Origin of the sequence: Rhizobium azibense, from assembly GCF_004342325.1 — a bacterium.
In the GTDB taxonomy this organism is placed as follows: Bacteria; Pseudomonadota; Alphaproteobacteria; order Rhizobiales; family Rhizobiaceae; genus Rhizobium; species Rhizobium etli_B.
Window position 1 is genome coordinate 1 of the sequence record NZ_SMBJ01000010.1, and the last position, 18960, is coordinate 18960.

Genomic DNA, 18960 nt, shown 5'->3' on the forward strand with positions numbered 1-18960 from the left:
AAACGAGCGCATCAAGTGCCAGCGACTGGGCCCAATCCCTCAGAAGTGCAATGGTCTGGGACGAAACAGCTTCGGTATCGACCGGTATGAAGGTCTCCGATCGTCCAAGCGCAATCGCTTCGGCGCCGTAATTGGACAAGAGCTGCACCATCATGTCGCGGGCAACGGTACTATGCTGATAGACGCCGATCCTCAGGCCGGAAAGGGCGTTTTTGGAGAGAAGGCCGGCATTGCGCGCCATGAAGGCTCTTACGCATTCGCCCGACCGGTCCTCGAGCTTGGCTTTTCCCACCATTGGCTCGTCAGGCAGCGAGCGGTCGAGCTTGACTGCAAGATCGGAAATCGCCGCTTCGTCCGCCTTGTCGATCTCGCCATCGGGCCGGTAGAACTTGATGCCGTTGCGGTCGGCCGGGATGTGCGAGCCGGTGATCATCAGGCTCGCGGCTTTACTGCGGGATCCATAAAATGCCAGCGCGGGGGTCGGCACGGTGCCGCAACTGGCCACGCTGAAGCCAAGCCCGGTCAGCGCCAGAGCACATGTCTGAGCAATCGCAGGGCTGGAATCACGGAAGTCGCGGCCGACCATCACCAGGTCGCCTTCATGCGCGCGCCCGCTGTCCAGAAGATATTGCCCGAAGGCTGTCGCGTAGACCGTCGACGGCCTGCCTTTGAGATCGGCGGAAAGGCCGCGCAGGCCGCTTGTTCCAAATTTCATGCGTGTTAAGCCTTTGCTGACGCTTGCTTTCCTGCGCGATTATCACCAGTCTAACGATACTTCGTAAATTTTGGCCGCGATAGGTGACTAAAATACTGCGCGCCTCCCTTTTCAGGGCAAATCTATCACTCCTTCGGTGGAAAGGGGACGACCGATGAGCGAACAGATGATCGCGCTCGAAGAGAGCTGGAAGGCGGCACTCGCGCCGGAGTTTTCCAGTCCCTACATGCAGCAGCTCAAGGATTTCCTGCTGGTGCAGAAGCGAAGCGGCAAGCGTATCTTCCCCAGAGGGTCGGAATATTTTCGCGCTCTTGATCTCACCCCGCTTGCAAAGGTGAAGGTCATCATTCTGGGCCAGGATCCCTATCACGGCCTCGGACAGGCGCACGGGCTCTGCTTCAGCGTTCGCCCGGGCGTGCGCATTCCGCCGTCGCTGGTCAATATCTACAAGGAGATGGAAACCGATCTCGGCATCAAGCCGCCGCGCCATGGCTTCCTGGAGCATTGGGCCCGCCAGGGCGTGCTGTTGCTGAACAGCGTTCTGACCGTCGAGGAGGCGCAGGCCGCCTCGCATCAGGGCAAGGGCTGGGAGCGCTTCACCGATGCAGTGATCGGCAAGGTCAACGAGGAATGCGAGTGCGTCGTCTTCATGCTGTGGGGTTCCTACGCGCAGCGAAAGGCAGCCTTCGTCGATACCTACCGTCATCTCGTCCTCAAGGCGCCGCATCCGTCGCCGCTGTCGGCGCATAACGGCTTTTTCGGATGCAGGCATTTTTCCAAGGCGAACGCTTTCCTGCAGTCTCACGGCCGCGTCCCCATCGACTGGGAGTTGCCCGCAAATCCGCAGGACGCCTAGATTTTCTGAACAGCTGTATATCGGTGTTCAATAAAATGAAACAATGCGTTTTGGTCTCTGGGGCTATTCCAAATCGTTCCAAACGATCATCTATGACCCATCAAGGCTCGCCGTTGCGGGCAAGAAAGGGGTCTCGACATGCTCAACCAGATCAAGGGCCTGCACCACGTCACATCGATGGCGGAGGACGCAAGAACAAACAACAGGTTCTTCACAAACGCGCTTGGCCTTCGCCGCGTCAAGAAGACGGTGAACTTCGATGCGCCCGACGTCTACCATCTCTATTATGGCGACGAGACCGGTTCGCCGGGGTCGATCATGACCTATTTTCCGTTTCCCAAGATGGCACAGGGCCGTCCAGGAACCGGCGAAGTCGGCACGACCGTTTTCTCCGTTCCCGAGGGATCGCTCGGCTTCTGGAGCGACCGCCTCACCAAGCTCGGCGTCAGCGGTCTCAAGGCGGACGAGAGCTTCGGCCAAAAGCGCCTGCATTTTCCAGGTCCAGACGGCGACGGTTTCGCGCTTGTTGAAGTCAGGGACGACGACCGCAAGCCCTGGACGCATGGCGGCATCGGCGAGGATCACGCCATCCGCGGCTTCCACTCCGTCGCCATGCGCCTTCGCGACGAGGGCGCGACGTCCGAACTCCTGAAATTCATGGGCTATGAGGTTCAGGAGGAAAAGGACGGCGTGAAGCGGCTGATGATGCCAAACGGTAACGGCGCGCATCTGGTCGATCTCGAAACGATGCCGAATACCTCCCGTGCCCTGCCGGGGGCCGGTTCGGTGCACCATGTCGCCTTTGCAGTCGACAACCGCGAAAAGCAGCTCGAGGTGCGCAAGGCACTGATGGACACAGGCTACCAGGTGACGCCGGTCATCGACCGCGATTATTTCTGGGCGATCTATTTTCGCACGCCGGGCGGCATTCTCTTCGAGGTCGCCACCAACGAGCCCGGCTTCGACCGGGACGAAGATACGGCTCATCTCGGCGAAGCGCTGAAGCTGCCTCAGCAGCACGCGCACCTGCGACAACTGATCGAGCAGCACCTGCAGCCGCTCGAAGCTTAAGGGGCAGATCGATGAACGACCACAGCTATGTGCACCGGCTCCATGCCGGTGCTCCCGGAAAACCCATTCTCTTCGTGCTGCACGGGACCGGAGGGGATGAAAACCAGTTCTTCGACTTCGGACGGCGGCTTCTGCCCGACGCGACGATCGTCTCTCCCCGCGGGGACGTTTCAGAGCACGGCGCGGCACGCTTTTTCAAGCGCACCGGCGAGGGCGTCTACGACCTGGTCGATCTTGCCAGGGCCACGCAGAAATTGGCGTCTTTCGTGAAAGACATGACGGTCGATCACGGCGCGTCGCACATCCTTGGCCTCGGCTTTTCGAACGGTGCGAACATCCTAGCGAATGTCTTGATCGAATACGGGCTGTTTGATGCATCGGTGCTCATGCATCCTCTCATTCCATTTCGGCCGAAGGCAAATGGGGAGCTCGACGGCCGCAGGGTGCTGATTACGGCGGGCGAACGCGATCCGATCTCTCCGATCGGCCTGACCCAAGCGCTCGCCGCCTACTTCGCCGGGCAGGGGGCTGCGACCGAGACCGAGTGGCACCCGGGCGGACATGACATCCGTCCGAACGAAATCGACGCCGTGCGCCGCTTCTTCGAGCCCTATTTCTAACTACCGGAAGATTGGCGGCAGTGCTTCCGAGATCTCTTTGTCCGGCGCTGGCATCCAGCGTCCGGTCGAAAAATAGGCCCTGGTCCGGATCTGCGGACCCGGTGCCGCCCTGATCGTCATGATAAAATTGAAGCTGTTCTCGCTGCTGAATTCGCGGGAGAAGACGACACTTGCGCCAAAACCTTCTTCTCTGACATCCTTCAGTTCTCGGATCGCGCTCAAGGTGTCGTGAAAATCCAGCCAGTGCGATTGTGCGAGCACCGTTTCGAAAACGCGCATGAAAGACGGATCGAGCCGGCCCGCGCTATCCCTCGCCGGCCCGACGATCTTGGCGCGTATGTTGAAAATCGCGCCTTTGCGATCTCCGCGAATGATCAGAAATACAGAGCTCAGCGGGCGTTCCCCGTCTTCCTTGTAGACCTCTTGAAAGGAACATTCATAGGCGCTGCTGCCCATGGCGGAGGCACGCCACTGGGTCATCTTGATGCCGGCCTTGCGCAACGTTTCGCACATGTCCGGTCCAGACTTCCGCCACGTCCGCAGGAAATTTCCGGCAAGCTCGGGCTGCGGAACCTCGATCAGCCTCGGCGGGATCTTGACCGGCAGTTGCCGAGCAGGCTTTGCAACTTCTACCGGCTGTGGCGGCGTTCGTTCTGGTTGCTGGACCTGCAGGTTAAGATCGTAGCCCGACAAAGCTGCCAGAGTGCGCAGATGGCGCATGTCGTTGGATAGCAGGACCGTGCCGGCAACGAGCGAGATCGAAAGCGCGAGCATCAGCCACAATGCTACGCGGCGCTTGCGGCGCGGCGGCGGCGTTTTCATATGCAGGCCGGACGGTTGCGTGGCCAAGGCTTTCACTCATTGCCGATGCTTAACGGGCATGTCTGCCCGATAGGTGTAGACAGCATGCTTCCAGTTTGTCTTGCAACCAAATTGAGCGCCGGACGCGCTATATTAGCAAAGAATTCACCTCGTATGCGCTAGGACGGCCGGAAGCGGCCGCGCGAACCAATCTGCAGTGCCGGCAAAGTGGTCCTGACGACATTCAGGCTTTGCTGCTTCTGCAAAGTAATTCTCTTGAGATTTCAACGGCGTTGCTTCATGATAATTGTGATGCGAAGATTTTCGTGTCGTGCCTTATGACGATCGATGCAGGTCGTTTCAGCAATGAGCATGTTTCTTCGCGCCCGGCAGCGATGCCGCGGTTCAGGCTTTAACGCTTTATTCTGCCCTGCAAGCTTGAGGCAGGGTTTGCTTGGGAAGGTTGCATGAGTTCGGAATTTGCGGTTCGCGCGATGCGGCCGGGTGAGTTGGAGCTTGTGCTCGAATGGGCAAGGCAGGAGGGGTGGAATCCAGGACTCGACGATTCGCTCGCTTTCCAGGAGGCCGACCCGTCCGGCTTTTTCATCGGTGCGGTCGGTGAAGTTCCGGTCGGTTCCATTTCGGTGGTGAAATACGGCCAAGCCTTGGCGTTCCTTGGTCTTTACATCGTCCATCCGGATTTCCGTGGCAAAGGCTACGGCAAGGCGCTCTGGAATGCCGGCATGGCATCTGCGCCAGACCGCACGATCGGTCTCGACGGCGTCGTCGCTCAGCAGGAGAACTACCGCAAGTCAGGCTTCGAACCAGCCTATAGCACGATCCGGTATGGTGGCATTCCGGCGGTACTGCCGCAGTCCGTGCTCTCGGCACATCCGGTGTCGGACAAGCTGGACGGACTGTTCCGTTACGACGCCGCGATTTTCACCGAGCCACGCAATGCATTTATTGCCGCATGGTGCAAGCGGCGACGCGGGCGCAAGACGGCGATCGTGCGCAAGAGCGGCAAGATCCGCGGCTACGCCACGATCCGCCGCTGTTACGAAGGCTACAAGATCGGGCCGCTTTTTGCCGCCGATACCGATACCGCCGCCGCGCTGCTTGCCGAATTGCTGCCGGAGGCAGGCGGCGAGCCGGTGTTCATCGATGTCCCGGCCGCCAACAGCGAGGCGATCGCGCTTGCCGAAAACATGGAACTCCAACCGGTATTCGAGACGGCGCGCATGTATCGCGGCACGCCACCTGCCATTCCGCTGAAGAACGTCTACGGCGTCACGACGCTGGAACTCGGCTGAGCCTAGTCCATAGGCGAGGCGGGGGCGGTCGAAGCCGAATGCTTTGGGCGTCCCTTCTCAGCGATCGCAATGCCGCCCAGCGTCAAGACCAGCGAGACGATATGGAAGAGCTGCAATTCCTCGCCAAGCAAAAGCACTGACAAAAGCGTGCCGAAAACCGGAACGAGATTGATGAAGAGGCCGGCCCGATTGGCGCCGATCCACTCCACGCCTTTGATATAGAGGATCTGCGCAACCAGCGAGGCGAAGATTGCCGTGTAGAACGTGATGATCCAGCCTTTGCCGTCCGGCATCTGGACATTGCCAGCCGCATTTTCCCAAAAAAGCAGTGGCAGCGACGTCAGCGCCGCCGCAAGAGCGGGAAAGGCCATGAGCGTGCGCCAGTCGACCGGCGGCTTCCAGCGCAGAAAGATCGTGTAGATCGAATAGGCGGCCACGGCCACCAGCATCAAGGCGTCGCCGCGGTTGAGGCCGAGCTTCAGAAGCGCTGCGACATCGCCATGGGAGGCGGTCAGGGCCACGCCGAGGAGCGTCATGCCGAAGCCGGCGATCTGCGCGGCAGAGACGCCGGTGCGGAAGAAAATCAGGTTGAGCAGGAAGATCAGCATCGGGATGCCGGCCTGCTCGATCGCGACATTGATGGCGGTCGTGTATTTCACCGCCGAATAAAGCATGGCGTTGAAGAGCGTATAGCCGACCATGCCGTAGAAAAGCAGCAGTGGCAGCTTCTTGCGCACGACCGGCCAGTCCTTCTTGATCTGCGGAAGCGAGACCGCGGCGATGAGCGCGGTTGCAATTGTCCAGCGCAGGAAAGTCAGCGTCATGGGACTTACATGGCCAAGCGCCAGCTTTCCGGCTACGGTGTTTCCACCCCAGCACAGCGTCGCAATGGCGAGACAAATATAGGCCGTGATATGCAAGGATGATTCTTTCCGTCTTCTGAAAAGTCGTTCGGATGGCTGCCGATGGACCGGCAATAGCCCGGGACCGGCTGATTTGTCACGTAAAAAGCCCATTTGGCCCCGATAACAGGGTCGCTTTCCAAAAAACAAAGCTTTATAGATGCGCGGGTTTGAGCAGAGTGCGGATAATCCGCCGGTAACAGGAAGAGTTGGATGACGAACGTAGTCGTGGTCGGTTCGCAATGGGGTGACGAAGGCAAGGGCAAGATTGTCGATTGGCTTTCCGAACGTGCGGATATCGTTGTGCGCTATCAGGGCGGACACAATGCCGGCCATACGCTCGTCATCGACGGCACGAGCTACAAGCTGTCGCTGTTGCCTTCCGGCGTCGTGCGCCCGGGCAAGATGGCGGTGATCGGAAACGGCGTCGTCGTCGATCCGCATGCACTGATTGCAGAGATCGAGAAACTGGAAAAACAGGGCGTCAGGATTTCTCCTGACAACCTGCGCATCGCCGACAACGCCACGCTGATCCTCTCGCTGCACCGCGAGCTCGACGCCTATCGCGAAGATGCCGCCTCCAACAGCGGCACGAAGATCGGCACGACGCGCCGCGGGATCGGCCCGGCCTATGAAGACAAGGTCGGCCGCCGCGCGATCCGCGTCATGGATCTCGCCGATCTGGAGGCGCTCCCGGGCAAGGTCGATCGTATCCTCACCCACCACAACGCGCTTCGCAGGGGCCTGGGCGTTGACGAGGTGAGCCACGAGGCGATCATGACGGAGCTGACGTCGATTGCCGATCGCGTGCTTCCCTTCCGCGAAACGGTCTGGCTTCTCCTCGACAAGGAGCGCCGCAAGGGCGCGCGCATTCTTTTCGAAGGCGCGCAGGGCAGCTTGCTCGATATCGACCATGGTACCTATCCCTTCGTGACCTCGTCGAATACGGTCGCCGGCCAGGCTGCTGCCGGCTCCGGCATGGGACCTGGTGCTCTCGGCTATATCCTCGGCATTACCAAGGCCTACACGACGCGCGTCGGCGAAGGTCCGTTCCCGACGGAACTCAATGATTCGGTCGGCCAGTTCCTTGGTGAGAAGGGCCATGAATTCGGTACGGTGACGGGCCGCAAGCGCCGTTGCGGCTGGTTCGATGCGGCGCTTGTGCGCCAGTCGGTCGCGACCAACGGCATTACCGGCATTGCGCTGACGAAGCTGGACGTGCTTGACGGTCTCGACGAGTTGAAAATCTGCGTCGGCTACATGCTCGACGGCGAGCAGATCGACCATTTGCCGGCAAGCCAGGCAGCGCAGGCTCGCGTGGAGCCGGTTTACATCGCGCTGGAAGGCTGGAAGGAATCGACCGTCGGCGCCCGCAGCTGGGCCGACCTGCCTGCGCAGGCGATCAAATATGTACGCCAGGTCGAGGAGCTGATCGGTGCGCCTGTCGCGCTTCTGTCCACAAGCCCCGAGCGCGATGACACCATACTTGTGACTGATCCGTTTGAGGATTAATGTCGCGGGTCATTATGGATTCTGGCCCAGTCGAGAATCGGGCCTCTCGAGAAAAGTAACTAATGGCTGATTTTATTGCAGTTATCCGGCGGGCGGTTGACGGCCTGGCTGAAAACACTCCCGAGATGCGGGCGAAGGTTTACGAGCGTGCCCGCAGCGCGGTGCAGCGGCAGCTCGAAAACATGAAGCCGCGCCCGCCGGAAGCGATGCTGCAGCGCCAGCTCGACAAGTTGGATGCTGCTATCCGGGAGGTGGAGGCCGAGCACTCCGAGGCATTGCCGGAAAATGAGCCAGCCATTGCTGCGCCTGCCCATGAAGAGCCTGTTTCCGAGCCGCCAGCAGACTATGCTGCCGCGCCGGAGCCGGCTGAAGACGGGGTTGCTGACGAACCGGTTGCCGCAGAACCGGGCGTAGAAGACCATTTCGCTAAAGCGGATGAACCGGCGCAGTACCGGCACGAGGAGCCTCAGGCTGAACCGCAGGAAGAGGCGGCCCCTTACGAGCAGCCTGACGAGGATGCCTCCTCGGTAAGAGCCGCCCACGGGCCGGTGCCGGAAGGACAAGAAGAAGAACGATGGGACCGCCCGGTCGAGGAAGTTGCTGCTGCCGCTGAGGCGGAAGCAGCACCTCCCGAGGAATGGGTTGCGTCCCATCAAGACGAAGTGCCGGTCGAGGAACATGCCGTTCCACCGGAGGAGTATCTCGAGGATGCGCCTGCCGTCGAGGACGGTTCGGCTGTCGAACCAGGCCCCCTTCGTCCGGCCGGCGAATACAATCCGTCGAACCGGCTTGTCGAGCCGTTCGTCACCTTCGAGAAGCCCCAGGAGTTCGTCGAGCACAGCCGCGAGGAGCCGCTGCAGGCCGAAACGATTGCGCATTTCGATCCCGTCTGGGCCGAACCGGCTGGTGAAACTCCGGCCGAGCCACCGAAAGACGCAGAGGTTGCATGGGCCACGGAAGAGGTCAGGAACTTCTCGGAAAGCGTTCCGCCAGCGGAGTCGGCCAACGACCACGCACGCGCCTTCGAGGAAGCCATTGCCGGTCTCCAGATACCGCCGCCCGCAAAGATGCCGGCCGCCAACGAGGGCTTTTCCTGGGAAGCCGCCGCCTTTGACGACCTGCCGCCAATCGAGGCGGGCACCAACAGCAAGAAGGCTCCCGTCGCGGCGCACTTCGACGATTCGGACCTGTTCGCCGAGATCCACGGCAAGCCTGCGGCGCCTGCCGCCGACGTTCCGGGGCAAGAGTGGCAGGAAGCCACTGCTCTTCGAGGCTACGGTCGCCGCGGCGTCGTTGCCGAAGACGACGATGCCGCGCCGGCTGCCGATATCGACCAGATCGTTGCCGCAAAACTGCAGAACAAGAATTTCCGCATGGAACCGAAGCGCCGCCGTTTCGGTATCGGCACGATCATTGCCGTTATCGGCGTGTTGGCAGTGCTGGGCGGTGGTGCCTATGCCGCATGGATGAACCGTGCCCAGTTGATCGCCATGGTTGACGACCTGGTGAGCGCCGCTCCGTCCAAGACGGCCGAAACCGAGCCCGCCGCTACGCAGAACCAGACGCCGGCGACCCCTTCGCCAACCAACACCGAAGCGGCCAAGCCCGCCGAACCTGACCGGCAGGTTGCCTCGCTCGATGACGGCTCTTCGGTCAACGACAAGTTCAACCAGCGCCTGATGGCAGACGGTACGGAAGTCGACAACGGCCCGGCTGCCATGCCCGGTACGCCGACCGCCGAAGGCAAGTCGGTCGCCGAGCAGAATGTCGCATCCACCGCGCCGGCTCCGCCCGTACAGTCAGGTGCTGCATCCGCCGAGACGCTGACGCCGAACGGCCCGGCTGCTGCCCCGCAGCAGGTTCCGGCCGGTTCGAGCGAGAAGATGTTCCTCTACGAGGAGCGGATCGGCCAGAGCTCGCCAACGGCGATCCAGGGGGGCGTCGCCTGGAGCGTCCAGCATGAAGCCGGCCAGGGCGGCAAGCAGGAATCGACTGTGCAGGCCAATGTGACGGTGCCGGAACGCAATCTTTCGGCCCTCGTGACCTTCAAGCGCAACTCCGATCCGTCACTCCCGGCGAGCCATCTTGTCGAGATCGTCTTCTCACTGCCGCCGAATTTCGAAGGCGGCAGCATCGATAGCGTCCAACGCATTTCGATGAAGCGAACAGAGCAGGATCGGGGTGACCCGCTAATTGCTGTTCCTGCGAAAATCACAGACGACTTCCACATGATCGCGCTGAACGACTATCCAGATGCCCGCAAGGCGAACCTCGATCTGCTGTCGACGCGTGACTGGATCGATATTCCCATCACCTATCGCAACGGCCGCCGCGCGCTGATCACGATGCAGAAGGGACCGACAGGCATAGCAGCCTTCAATACGGCCATCAAAGAATGGACGGCGCTCGGCGACGTGAGCACGAGTCAGTAACGCGCTCCTCGCCTGATGCGCGATGCTGATTTGATCCAACCGGGCGCTGCCGGTTGCGGGATGAAGCCGTCATACCGGAAGCCTGCTGCAAAGTTCAGATGACGAAAGCCGCCTGCCGCGATCTGCAGCAAGCGGCTTTCCAAGCTTTCGAGGCAAGGACCCGATTATGCCGTGGCTTCGACGACGCGCACCGCGTTTGCCCGTTCCAGCGCTTCCTTGCGCACCGCGTCCTGCACCTTTTCGAAGGCGCGGACTTCGATCTGGCGCACCCGTTCGCGGCTGATGTCGAATTCCGTCGACAGATCTTCCAACGTGACCGGTTCGTCGGCAAGGCGGCGTGCTTCGAAGATGCGGCGTTCTCGGTCGTTCAGAACGCCCATCGCCTTTGAGAGCATGCGACGGCGCGTTTCGAGTTCGTCCTGCTCGATCAGCACTTCTTCCTGGCTGTCGTGGTCGTCCACGAGCCAATCCTGCCACTGGCCGCTGTCGCCTTCGGAGGCCTTGATCGGCGCGTTCAGCGAAGCGTCGCCGGAAAGGCGGCGGTTCATCGAAACGACTTCCTCCTCGGAGACGTTCAGTTTCGTTGCGATCTCCGCGACATGCTCAGGCTTCAGGTCGCCTTCGTCGATTGCCTGGATCCGGCCCTTGAGGCGGCGCAGGTTGAAGAACAGGCGCTTCTGGTTGGCAGTCGTGCCCATCTTCACCAGCGACCACGAGCGCAGGATGTATTCCTGGATCGAAGCCTTGATCCACCACATGGCGTAGGTGGCCAGACGGAAGCCGCGCTCCGGATCGAACTTCTTGACGGCTTGCATGAGGCCGACATTGCCTTCGGATACGACTTCGCCGATCGGCAGGCCGTAGCCGCGGTAGCCCATCGCGATCTTGGCAACAAGACGCAGGTGACTGGTGACGAGTTTATGGGCAGCTTCGCGGTCGCCGTGCTCGGAATAACGCTTTGCCAGCATATATTCCTGCTGCGGCTCGAGCATTGGAAACTTGCGGATCTCGTCGAGATAACGATTGAGACCGGCTTCGCCGGCGGTAATGGACGGCAAGGTATTGCGGGCCATGATTGCACCCTCCTATGTAGATTCCGGTTCCCGATGGAACGCGTCCCCGCGTCGGAACAGGCGAACCGGGACGTGCGGCTCAAATCCAAGCCCGCACTAGGTCAACATACAGATAAGTGTGGCGGAACAGCGGTTCAAGCCCAGCAAACGCCTTCACGAAGACGTTATATGGCTAACGGCGAAGCGCTTCTGCGAGTTCCACCATATCTTCAGGAAGTGGCACTTCGAAATGCATGAGTTCACCCGTGCGGGGATGCTCGAACTGCAGCATGTAGGCATGCAGCGCCTGACGGGCGAAGCTGTTGACGACTTTGCGTGCTTCATCGGGCAGCAGATTGGCCTTGGTTCTGAAATGCGCGCCATAGACTGTATCGCCAAGCAGGGGATGGCCGATATGGGCCATATGGACGCGAATCTGATGCGTGCGGCCGGTCTCCAGATGGCATTCGACAAGGGCGGCAAGCGCTGTTGCATCCGGATTCTCGTGGAAGCGTTCCAGCACTGAGTAATGCGTGATGGCCTCGTCGGCGTCCTGGCTGTCGGGACGCTTGACGGAGCGGCGCGTACGGTCGCCGGTGGAACGGCCGAGCGGCGCATCGATCGTGCCCGTAAGCGAGCGCGGCCGGCCCCAGACGATTGCCTGATAGGCGCGCTCCAGCGGCATGGTTCGGCCATGATCGGCAAACTGGAGCGACAGGTGGCGATGTGCAATATCGTTCTTGGCAACGACCATGACGCCGGTCGTGTCCTTGTCGAGCCGATGCACGATGCCTGGCCGCCGGACGCCGCCGATGCCCGACAGGCTGTCGCCGCAGTGGTGGATCAGCGCATTGACGAGGGTTCCCGTCCAGTTTCCAGCGGCCGGATGTACGACCAGGCCGGCCGGTTTGGAGATGACGATGAGGTCGTCGTCCTCGTAAAGGATGTCGAGCGGTATGTCTTCACCCTTCGGCGTCGGGTCTTCCGGCTCGGGGAGCAGAAGTTCGAGATTGTCGCCCGAGCGCACCTTTTTTTGCGGATCGAGCACGACGGCGCCGTTCACGAGCAGCTGGCCATCCTTGATCAAGACCTTGACGCGGCTTCGGGAAAACTCCTCGCCAAGCTGAGCCGTCAGCCAGGCGTCGAGGCGGCCTTCGGCATTCTCATCGGCAGTCAGGACTTTCCTAATGCCGGATGCTTGTTTAAAGGGGTCGCTCAAGACGCGTCTTCTCCGAAGTATTTCATAGGACACCACGATGACGAAAATCGAGCTGGACGATCAGGAAGAACAGCCCCTTGACCCGGCAATGGAAAATGTCCGGCGCAAGATGGTCCGCCTGCAGATCGTCTCCGGCGCCATCATGTTCGTGAGCCTTATGGCGGTCTTCGGGGCCGTTGTCTACAAGACGATGAAGGCAGAACCGGCAGAAACGGCACCTATCTCGGGTTCCAACGTTCCATCCGATTCACCGGTCAGATCCACAGTCTCCCTGCCGCTCGGGTTCGCCGTGCAGTCCACGTCGCTGTCGGGAAGCCAGATCCTGTTCTTCGGCCAATCAATCGACGGCAAGCGCAAGGCACTGGTCTTCGACATTGCGGCGGGTCGGCTCGTCGCCGACATCACCGTCGCCGGCAACTAAGGCCGATGGCTGCCGCGCCGATGACGGTCGAAAGCGCCGATGATCCGCGCATTGCGGAATTCCGCGCGATCCGAGAACGCGACCTGACGGGCAGGCAGAACCGTTTCATTGCCGAGGGCACCGTCGTGCTGCGCATGCTGGCCGAAGCCCACGCTGCGAGACGCGGTTTCGAGGCCGAGAAAGTCCTGCTGCTGCGAAACCGCGCCGAAGGCGTCGCAGACATTCTTGCGCGCTTGCCGGAGGATGTCCCGGTCTATGTCGCCGATGCGGATGTTCTTAACAGCATCGTCGGCTTTGATCTGCATCGCGGCGTGCTGGCGCTCGGCCGGCGCATCGCCGAGAGCCAGAACCTGCTCGACAGCCTGCCGGAGCGCGCGCTCGTGCTCGTTGGCTGCGGTATTTCCAATCACGACAATGCCGGGTCGATGTTCCGCAATGCGGCCGCCTTCAACGCGGACGCGGTCTTCCTCGACGAGACCTCCTGCGACCCGCTTTACCGCAAGGCGATGCGTGTCTCCGTGGGCTCAGTGCTGAGCATTCCCTATCAGCGGGGCAGCAGTGCTCTCGATATCCTCGCGGCACTAAGCGAACGCGGTTTCGATATCTGGACGCTCTCGCCGCGCGGCAAGACCGATATACGGGCGATAGCACCTTCAGGTCGCATGGCTCTGGTGGTCGGTACGGAGGGAGATGGGTTGCCGCAAGCTGTCCTGGCCCGCTTCAGGAGCGCACGCGTTCCACAATCTGCCCGCCTCGACAGTCTCAACGTCGCGACGGCAACCGGCATCGCTTTGTTCGCGATGGCATCTGCGGCCGATCGTCTTTAAATCAGCCGGGCTGCGACAGGATCGTTGCGGCACGCTGGGCAAGGCTCACGCGTTCGCCCTCTTCGTTGCCCGCATCCGCCGGCAGAAGGTCTCGGATCGGCGAGGATGGCCCCTCGTTAAGCGCCGTCAGCGCCACCATGCCGGCGGCGATCGAGGCGATTTCTTCGCGCATGGCGCTGTCGTTGTCCGTCGTTGCCTTCGCCTTTGAAATGCGATCGGAAATGGCGGCGCTGCGGGCGCGAACTTCTTCGGCAAGGCGGGCGGCAACCGCTGCTGAATCAAGTTCGGAAGCCGGAGATTCTTCCTGCATCAGTTCCTCCCCTTTGGTTTCGACCGTCGCCAGACCCGCATCGAAAAGCACGCGGTTTGCCTTGCGCAGGCTGGCATTGAGCGATTTTACCTGCTCCTTGAGCTTGGCGATTTCCTGCTGGCGGCGGCCGAGAAGCGCTTCCTTGTCGGCAGCGGCAGCAGTCTCGCGCGCGGATTTGTCTTCCAGGCGGATCACCAAATGCTCCTGCTGCGTCAGCTTCTGCTCGGCGTCTTTGGCCCGCTTCTGCACAAGATTGACGTCCTGGCGCAACGTGTCGCGTTCGGCGCGCAGCGCATTTGCATGGAATTTCAGACTTTCGATCTCGGTTTCGCGCGCTGCTATGTCGATTTTGAGGTTGTCCGCCTGCTCGGCGAGCTTGCTGAGGCGCGTTCGCAGCGCCTCGATCTCGCTTTCCTTCGCAGAACTCGCCTGTTCGGCGATATGCAAGCTCGTCTTCAGCTGGCTGATATAGGTCTCGTCCTTGCGCAGGTGGGAGCGCATTTCGGCAGCCTCGACGTTCAGATCGGCAATCTGCCCCTGCAATGCACTAAGCTGGGAGGACAAACGGCCGGCATCGAGCGCAAGGGAATCATGGCGAAGCTGCAGGGACAGGGATTTTTCGCGCTCGCGTATCAGGTCCTGTGCGGTTCTGGCATTCTCCGCAGCGTAGAGCGCCCGTACCATGTCCTTCTGCGCCCGGACTTCCTGCGGGGTGAGGGGCATTGTCGCCTTCATGCGGTTTTCTGTGTACCAGACGATGCGGCGATGGATTGCAGGCGAGATCAGGAAGACGAGGAACGCCGCCGTCAGGAAACCCAGTCCGAACAGAAGAGCATATTCGATCACGGCGCGGCCACTGCGTTAAGGATTGATTTGCGTCAGTGCCAATGATTAAAGCACGCGCTGCGCCTAGAGCAAGTGGCGGATAGGTGACGGCGGGCAAGAATCCCGCCGCCGAACGCGGTCTTAGAAGGGGTTCCAGGTCGGGCCGGGCGTGATTTTCAGATAGCCGACGTTGATGCCCAGGCGGGCGCCGACACCGGTCCGGATCGGAACCACCAGAACATTGTTGTTCTTGAGCAGCGTCATGCCAAAGCCGGCAATCACGAAAGCCTGGCCGCTGACACCGCCGAAGCGGGCATAGATGCTGTCGATCGAAGGCAGGTCGTAGACAAGCATCATGACGCGCGTGCCCTGGCCGCCGTAGTCGATGCCGAGAGACGGTCCCTGCCAGTAGAGCGAATGCGCGCCGGCGTTCTTGGTGTTGAGCTGGCCTTCCCCGTAGGTCAGGCCGGCGATGAAGGCGCCGGACCCTTCCTGTCCCAAAACGTAACCGTTGGGCAGACCGTATTTTTGAAAGGCCGCTTCAACGACCTTTGCCAGTCCGCCGCTGGTCGATCCGAAAAAGGAATGGCCAGCGTCGACGATCTCCTGCATGGTGTACTGATTGCTGTTGGCCTGCTGTGCTGCCGCCTGCTGCGCGGAGAGCACGAATGCTTGAATGGCCAATGCGACGAAGAGCCGGCAAAAGCCCATAAATCTTCCGGGGAATTGAAGGCGCATGGTGTCATCCGTTCATCATGGTCGGTTCGATGAGCCGTTTCCGGCAGTGAATGCATTTTGCGCGGATCGTCTTAACAATCGGTTTACCAAATATGGTGTCATTATGGCGGCGAGTACGGCGCAAACTTCGTGCAATCTTGATCAAGCATGATAGGCGGAAAGACTCTTGCCGCCTTTAGGAGACGATGATGTCCAAGAACCCCAATATGACATTGACCGGCCCGGATCTGGCCGCGCTACTTTGCAGCCGTGTTTGCCATGACGTCATCTCGCCCGTCGGCGCGATCAACAACGGTCTCGAGCTGCTGGACGAAGGCGGCGCCGATTCGGACGCCATGGACCTCATCCGCACGAGTGCGCTCAATGCCTCGGTTCGCCTGAAATTTGCACGGCTCGCGTTTGGCGCCTCCGGTTCGGTCGGCGCTTCGATCGATACCGGCGAGGCAGAGCGCGCAGCCAAGGACTTCGCAGCCGCCGAAAAGAAGACCGAGGTGACCTGGAACGGGCCACGCGCCATCGTCGCGAAAAATCGCGTCAAGCTGCTGCTCAATCTCTTCCTGGTTGCCTATTCCTCGATCCCGCGCGGCGGTTCGCTGGAGGTGACGCTTGAGAATCCAGAGTTCGACGCCAGGTTCAAGATCGTCGCCAAGGGCAAGCTGATGCGCCTGCCGGCGAAGTTCGTGGAAATCACGTCCGGCCAGGTCGAGGAGGCGATCGATGCACATTCGATCCAGCCTTACTACACGGTCCTGCTTGCCGAAGAGTGCGGCATGGAGCTCGGCCACAGCGCGACGGGCGAAGAAATCATCTTCACCGCGGAGACGGTTTCTGCCTAGCGTTAAGGTTGCATCACTGCAGCCTTGTCACGTCCCGGGTAACACTTCCTTAGCCTAATGGACCTATTCTCAAGGACTGAGGAAGCCCCACTGGAGTAGAAGTGGAGCGAAGGAGCAGGCATGCAGCGGTTCATGATCACTGACAGTTCGGATGTCGTCCGCAAAGTCGGAAAGCGTATTCTTTCCGAACTCGATTTCCTTGTCAGTGAGGCCTCCAACGCAAGCGAAGCACTTTCGCGCTGCCAGGCCGAGCTTCCCGAATACATGATCGTCGATTCCGGCATGGACGGCGCCCTCGAACTGATCTGCGCCATCCGGGAGATGGAGGGCGGCAAGGACGTCAAGATCTACTACTGCGTGATCGAGGCCGATCTCAAGAAGCTGATGATGGGCAAGCGGGCAGGCGCCACCGACTTCCTGCTGAAGCCCTTCGACCGCAAGATTCTGACTGCCGTCTTCGGCAACCGCGCGATCGCCGCCTGATTCCCTTTATTCTTCAAGGTCTAAGCCGCCTGCGGGCGGCTTGGCCTTTGCAAGTCGCGTGCATAAAGACGAAAAATCCCGCCGGAGCGGGATATCTCATGATCGAAAAGGGGAATTCGGCGTCTCAGGCGGTTTCGGCGTATTCGGCGCCATCCGGCTCGCGCAGAACGTAGCCGCGGCCCCAGACGGTTTCGATGTAGTTTGCGCCGCCGGCAGCATTTGCGAGCTTCTTGCGCAGCTTGCAGATGAAAACGTCGATGATCTTCAACTCGGGCTCGTCCATGCCCCCGTAAAGGTGGTTGAGGAACATTTCCTTGGTCAGGGTCGTGCCCTTGCGGAGCGAAAGCAGCTCCAGCATCTGATATTCCTTGCCGGTCAGGTGAACACGCTGGCCGCCGACTTCAACGGTCTTGGCGTCGAGGTTCACGATCAACTCGCCGGTCATGATGACCGACTGGGCATGGCCCTTGGAACGGCGGACGATCGCGTGGATGCGTGCGACCAATTCGTCCTTGTGGAACGGCTTGGTCATGTAGTCGTCGGCGCCGAAACCGAGGCCGCGGACCTTGTCTTCAATGCCTGCCATGCCGGAGAGGATCAGGATTGGTGTCTTGACCTTGGACAGGCGGAGAGTGCGCAGCACTTCATATCCGGACATGTCGGGAAGGTTCAGATCGAGAAGGATGATGTCGTAATCATACAGTTTGCCGAGATCGACGCCTTCCTCACCGAGATCGGTGGTGTAGACGTTGAAGCTTTCGGATTTCAGCATCAGTTCGATGCTCTGCGCTGTCGCGCTGTCGTCTTCGATAAGTAGTACCCGCATTATTATCCCCTTTACCGCCGCCGAAAGGTGGTCTGGCCCCCTACGCGATACCGAATACTTCACTGCGTGATTTGGAAGCTGCCACGAAATGGTTAACAAATTCTGATTCACTCTGGCAAGAGGTAACGAATTTATTAAGCAATTTCCCCATTTCGCTGTTTTCCAATGAGAATCCGCAACGCCAATTCCTTAACTTTCACATTAAGAACGGCCGGTAAGCGATTCATTCGACTCACCAATGAACAGGATCTGGAAATCGCGTAGTGATGTTTACCGACCCTTAAATCATCGGCACTATCATTAACGATGCCCGTAAACGAAAGGTTACCAGCGGTAGGTTTTTGTTAATACCGACGGAAATTTTTTTGGCAGGCCGTTTCAAACCGGTGCGCAAGGGCAATTTTAGTTGAGCCGGGATCTCGCATCACTGGAGTAATGCGTATGAAGTCGCGTGAGAGCCTAGTTCGCCTGAAGGAGTTTCAGGTGAACGAAAAACGACGTCAGCTGCAGCAATTGCAGATGATGATGTCGGAATTCGAACGAATGACGAAGGATCTGGAGAGTCAGATCGTCATCGAAGAGAAGAAATCCGGCATTTCCGACCCGAATCACTTCGCCTACCCGACCTTCGCAAAGGCGGCTCGCCAGCGCGCCGACAATCTTCAGGTTTCCATCAAGGAATTGAAGATGCAGGAAGAGTCGCTGGAGCAGGCGCTCGAGGAGATGCAGGCGGAATATGCCCGCGCTACCGCGCTCGAAGAGCGCGACAGCGCCATTCGGGCCCGCGCCTGATCGATCGGCCGCGGACGCCGGCTGCGGCGTCCTCAAGAAGCCATGTATGACGGACCGTAAGTCCGTCATACATGGCTTTTGGTGCTGTCAGTTCACCACGTCGCGCCATTCCTGGTGGCGTTGTGATTGCGCCTTGAAGAACGGGCAGAGCGGAAAGATCTTCCAGCCGCCCTTTCTTGCCTCTTCGACGGCATAAAGCGCAAGCGCCTGACCCACGCCTTTGCCGCGCAGGGCATCCGGCACGCCGGTGTGATCGATGATGACGAGCTTCGGCGACGTGCGGGAATAGCTCATCTCGGCTTCGTGTCCGTCGACCTTGGCCACATACCGGCCGCCCGAGGCATTGTCTTCGCTGCGAATATCCATTGTATTTTCTCCGAAAACCGATGTTGCTAGGCAGACCGTGACA

20 protein-coding genes are annotated in these 18960 nt (G+C 60.2%); 11 read left to right on the forward strand and 9 right to left on the reverse strand.

Features of this window, described 5'->3' with window-relative positions; translation table 11 throughout:
* Positions 1-715 (reverse strand): phosphohexomutase domain-containing protein (locus EV130_RS23460; protein ID WP_483475593.1); only part of this gene is annotated, 715 nt, incomplete at its 3' end.
* A gap of 154 nt (positions 716-869) precedes the next feature.
* Between EV130_RS23460 and ung the strand changes: the two genes are divergently transcribed.
* The 3 genes from ung to EV130_RS23475 all read left to right on the forward strand — a co-directional run bounded on the left by ung (position 870) and on the right by EV130_RS23475 (position 3262).
* Entirely contained in the window at positions 870-1571 is a 702-nt protein-coding gene (ung, locus tag EV130_RS23465; protein ID WP_132553646.1) for a uracil-DNA glycosylase, read from the forward strand.
* 138 nt (positions 1572-1709) lie between these two features.
* Positions 1710-2642: a VOC family protein gene (locus tag EV130_RS23470; RefSeq protein WP_132661609.1), complete on the forward strand. Its 933-nt coding sequence runs from the start codon at positions 1710-1712 to the stop codon at positions 2640-2642.
* A gap of 11 nt (positions 2643-2653) precedes the next feature.
* Positions 2654-3262: an alpha/beta hydrolase gene (locus EV130_RS23475; RefSeq protein ID WP_132661611.1), complete on the forward strand. Its 609-nt coding sequence runs from the start codon at positions 2654-2656 to the stop codon at positions 3260-3262.
* Here EV130_RS23475 and EV130_RS23480 read toward each other — a convergent pair whose 3' ends face one another.
* On the reverse strand, positions 3263-4111 hold the full coding sequence (locus tag EV130_RS23480) for a DUF6030 family protein (protein WP_132661613.1): 849 nt from the start codon (positions 4109-4111) through the stop codon (positions 3263-3265).
* Between the two features lie 419 nt (positions 4112-4530).
* Between EV130_RS23480 and EV130_RS23485 the strand changes: the two genes are divergently transcribed.
* Entirely contained in the window at positions 4531-5376 is an 846-nt protein-coding gene (locus EV130_RS23485) for a GNAT family N-acetyltransferase (protein ID WP_074062088.1), read from the forward strand.
* Between the two features lie 2 nt (positions 5377-5378).
* On the opposite strand, the gene EV130_RS23490 is transcribed toward EV130_RS23485, so the two are convergent.
* Positions 5379-6296, reverse strand: coding sequence for a DMT family transporter (locus EV130_RS23490; protein ID WP_132553654.1), 918 nt, complete (start codon positions 6294-6296; stop codon positions 5379-5381).
* 195 nt (positions 6297-6491) lie between these two features.
* Here EV130_RS23490 and EV130_RS23495 point away from each other — a divergent pair, with 195 nt between their 5' ends.
* Together EV130_RS23495 and EV130_RS23500 are read left to right on the forward strand one after the other, a co-directional pair.
* Entirely contained in the window at positions 6492-7790 is a 1299-nt protein-coding gene (locus EV130_RS23495) for an adenylosuccinate synthase (RefSeq protein ID WP_132553656.1), read from the forward strand.
* A 62-nt stretch (positions 7791-7852) separates the two neighbouring features.
* Positions 7853-10222, forward strand: a complete 2370-nt coding sequence (locus tag EV130_RS23500) for a RodZ family helix-turn-helix domain-containing protein (protein WP_132661615.1) — start codon at positions 7853-7855, stop codon at positions 10220-10222.
* A 164-nt stretch (positions 10223-10386) separates the two neighbouring features.
* Here the strand turns inward: EV130_RS23500 and rpoH are convergent, their stop codons facing one another.
* The gene (gene rpoH, locus EV130_RS23505; protein ID WP_074062084.1) at positions 10387-11295 is read right to left on the reverse strand and encodes an RNA polymerase sigma factor RpoH; all 909 of its coding nucleotides are present in this window, start codon (positions 11293-11295) and stop codon (positions 10387-10389) included.
* A 172-nt stretch (positions 11296-11467) separates the two neighbouring features.
* Positions 11468-12493 (reverse strand): RluA family pseudouridine synthase, encoded by a 1026-nt coding sequence (locus EV130_RS23510; RefSeq protein ID WP_074062083.1) that lies wholly within the window; start codon positions 12491-12493, stop codon positions 11468-11470.
* Between the two features lie 37 nt (positions 12494-12530).
* On the opposite strand from EV130_RS23510, the gene EV130_RS23515 reads away from it, so the two are divergent.
* The gene (locus tag EV130_RS23515; protein ID WP_074062082.1) at positions 12531-12914 is read left to right on the forward strand and encodes a hypothetical protein; all 384 of its coding nucleotides are present in this window, start codon (positions 12531-12533) and stop codon (positions 12912-12914) included.
* Between the two features lie 5 nt (positions 12915-12919).
* Entirely contained in the window at positions 12920-13741 is an 822-nt protein-coding gene (locus EV130_RS23520) for a TrmH family RNA methyltransferase (RefSeq protein ID WP_074062081.1), read from the forward strand.
* A gap of 1 nt (position 13742) precedes the next feature.
* Here EV130_RS23520 and EV130_RS23525 read toward each other — a convergent pair whose 3' ends face one another.
* Positions 13743-14897, reverse strand: a complete 1155-nt coding sequence (locus EV130_RS23525; RefSeq protein WP_132661617.1) for a coiled-coil domain-containing protein — start codon at positions 14895-14897, stop codon at positions 13743-13745.
* A gap of 120 nt (positions 14898-15017) precedes the next feature.
* Positions 15018-15614: a DUF1134 domain-containing protein gene (locus tag EV130_RS23530; protein WP_074062079.1), complete on the reverse strand. Its 597-nt coding sequence runs from the start codon at positions 15612-15614 to the stop codon at positions 15018-15020.
* Positions 15615-15799: 185 nt separating this feature from the next.
* Here EV130_RS23530 and chpT point away from each other — a divergent pair, with 185 nt between their 5' ends.
* Positions 15800-16450, forward strand: a complete 651-nt coding sequence (gene chpT / locus EV130_RS23535; RefSeq protein WP_196776285.1) for a histidine phosphotransferase ChpT — start codon at positions 15800-15802, stop codon at positions 16448-16450.
* Between the two features lie 120 nt (positions 16451-16570).
* On the forward strand, positions 16571-16933 hold the full coding sequence (locus tag EV130_RS23540; protein WP_074062077.1) for a response regulator: 363 nt from the start codon (positions 16571-16573) through the stop codon (positions 16931-16933).
* Between the two features lie 124 nt (positions 16934-17057).
* On the opposite strand, the gene ctrA is transcribed toward EV130_RS23540, so the two are convergent.
* Positions 17058-17759, reverse strand: a complete 702-nt coding sequence (ctrA, locus tag EV130_RS23545; RefSeq protein ID WP_003542362.1) for a response regulator transcription factor CtrA — start codon at positions 17757-17759, stop codon at positions 17058-17060.
* A gap of 441 nt (positions 17760-18200) precedes the next feature.
* Here ctrA and EV130_RS23550 point away from each other — a divergent pair, with 441 nt between their 5' ends.
* A complete protein-coding gene (locus EV130_RS23550; protein WP_074062076.1) occupies positions 18201-18551 on the forward strand; it encodes a flagellar export protein FliJ in 351 nt (116 codons plus the stop codon).
* 87 nt (positions 18552-18638) lie between these two features.
* Here the strand turns inward: EV130_RS23550 and EV130_RS23555 are convergent, their stop codons facing one another.
* A complete protein-coding gene (locus tag EV130_RS23555; protein ID WP_074062075.1) occupies positions 18639-18917 on the reverse strand; it encodes a GNAT family N-acetyltransferase in 279 nt (92 codons plus the stop codon).
* Positions 18918-18960 lie beyond the last annotated feature (43 nt).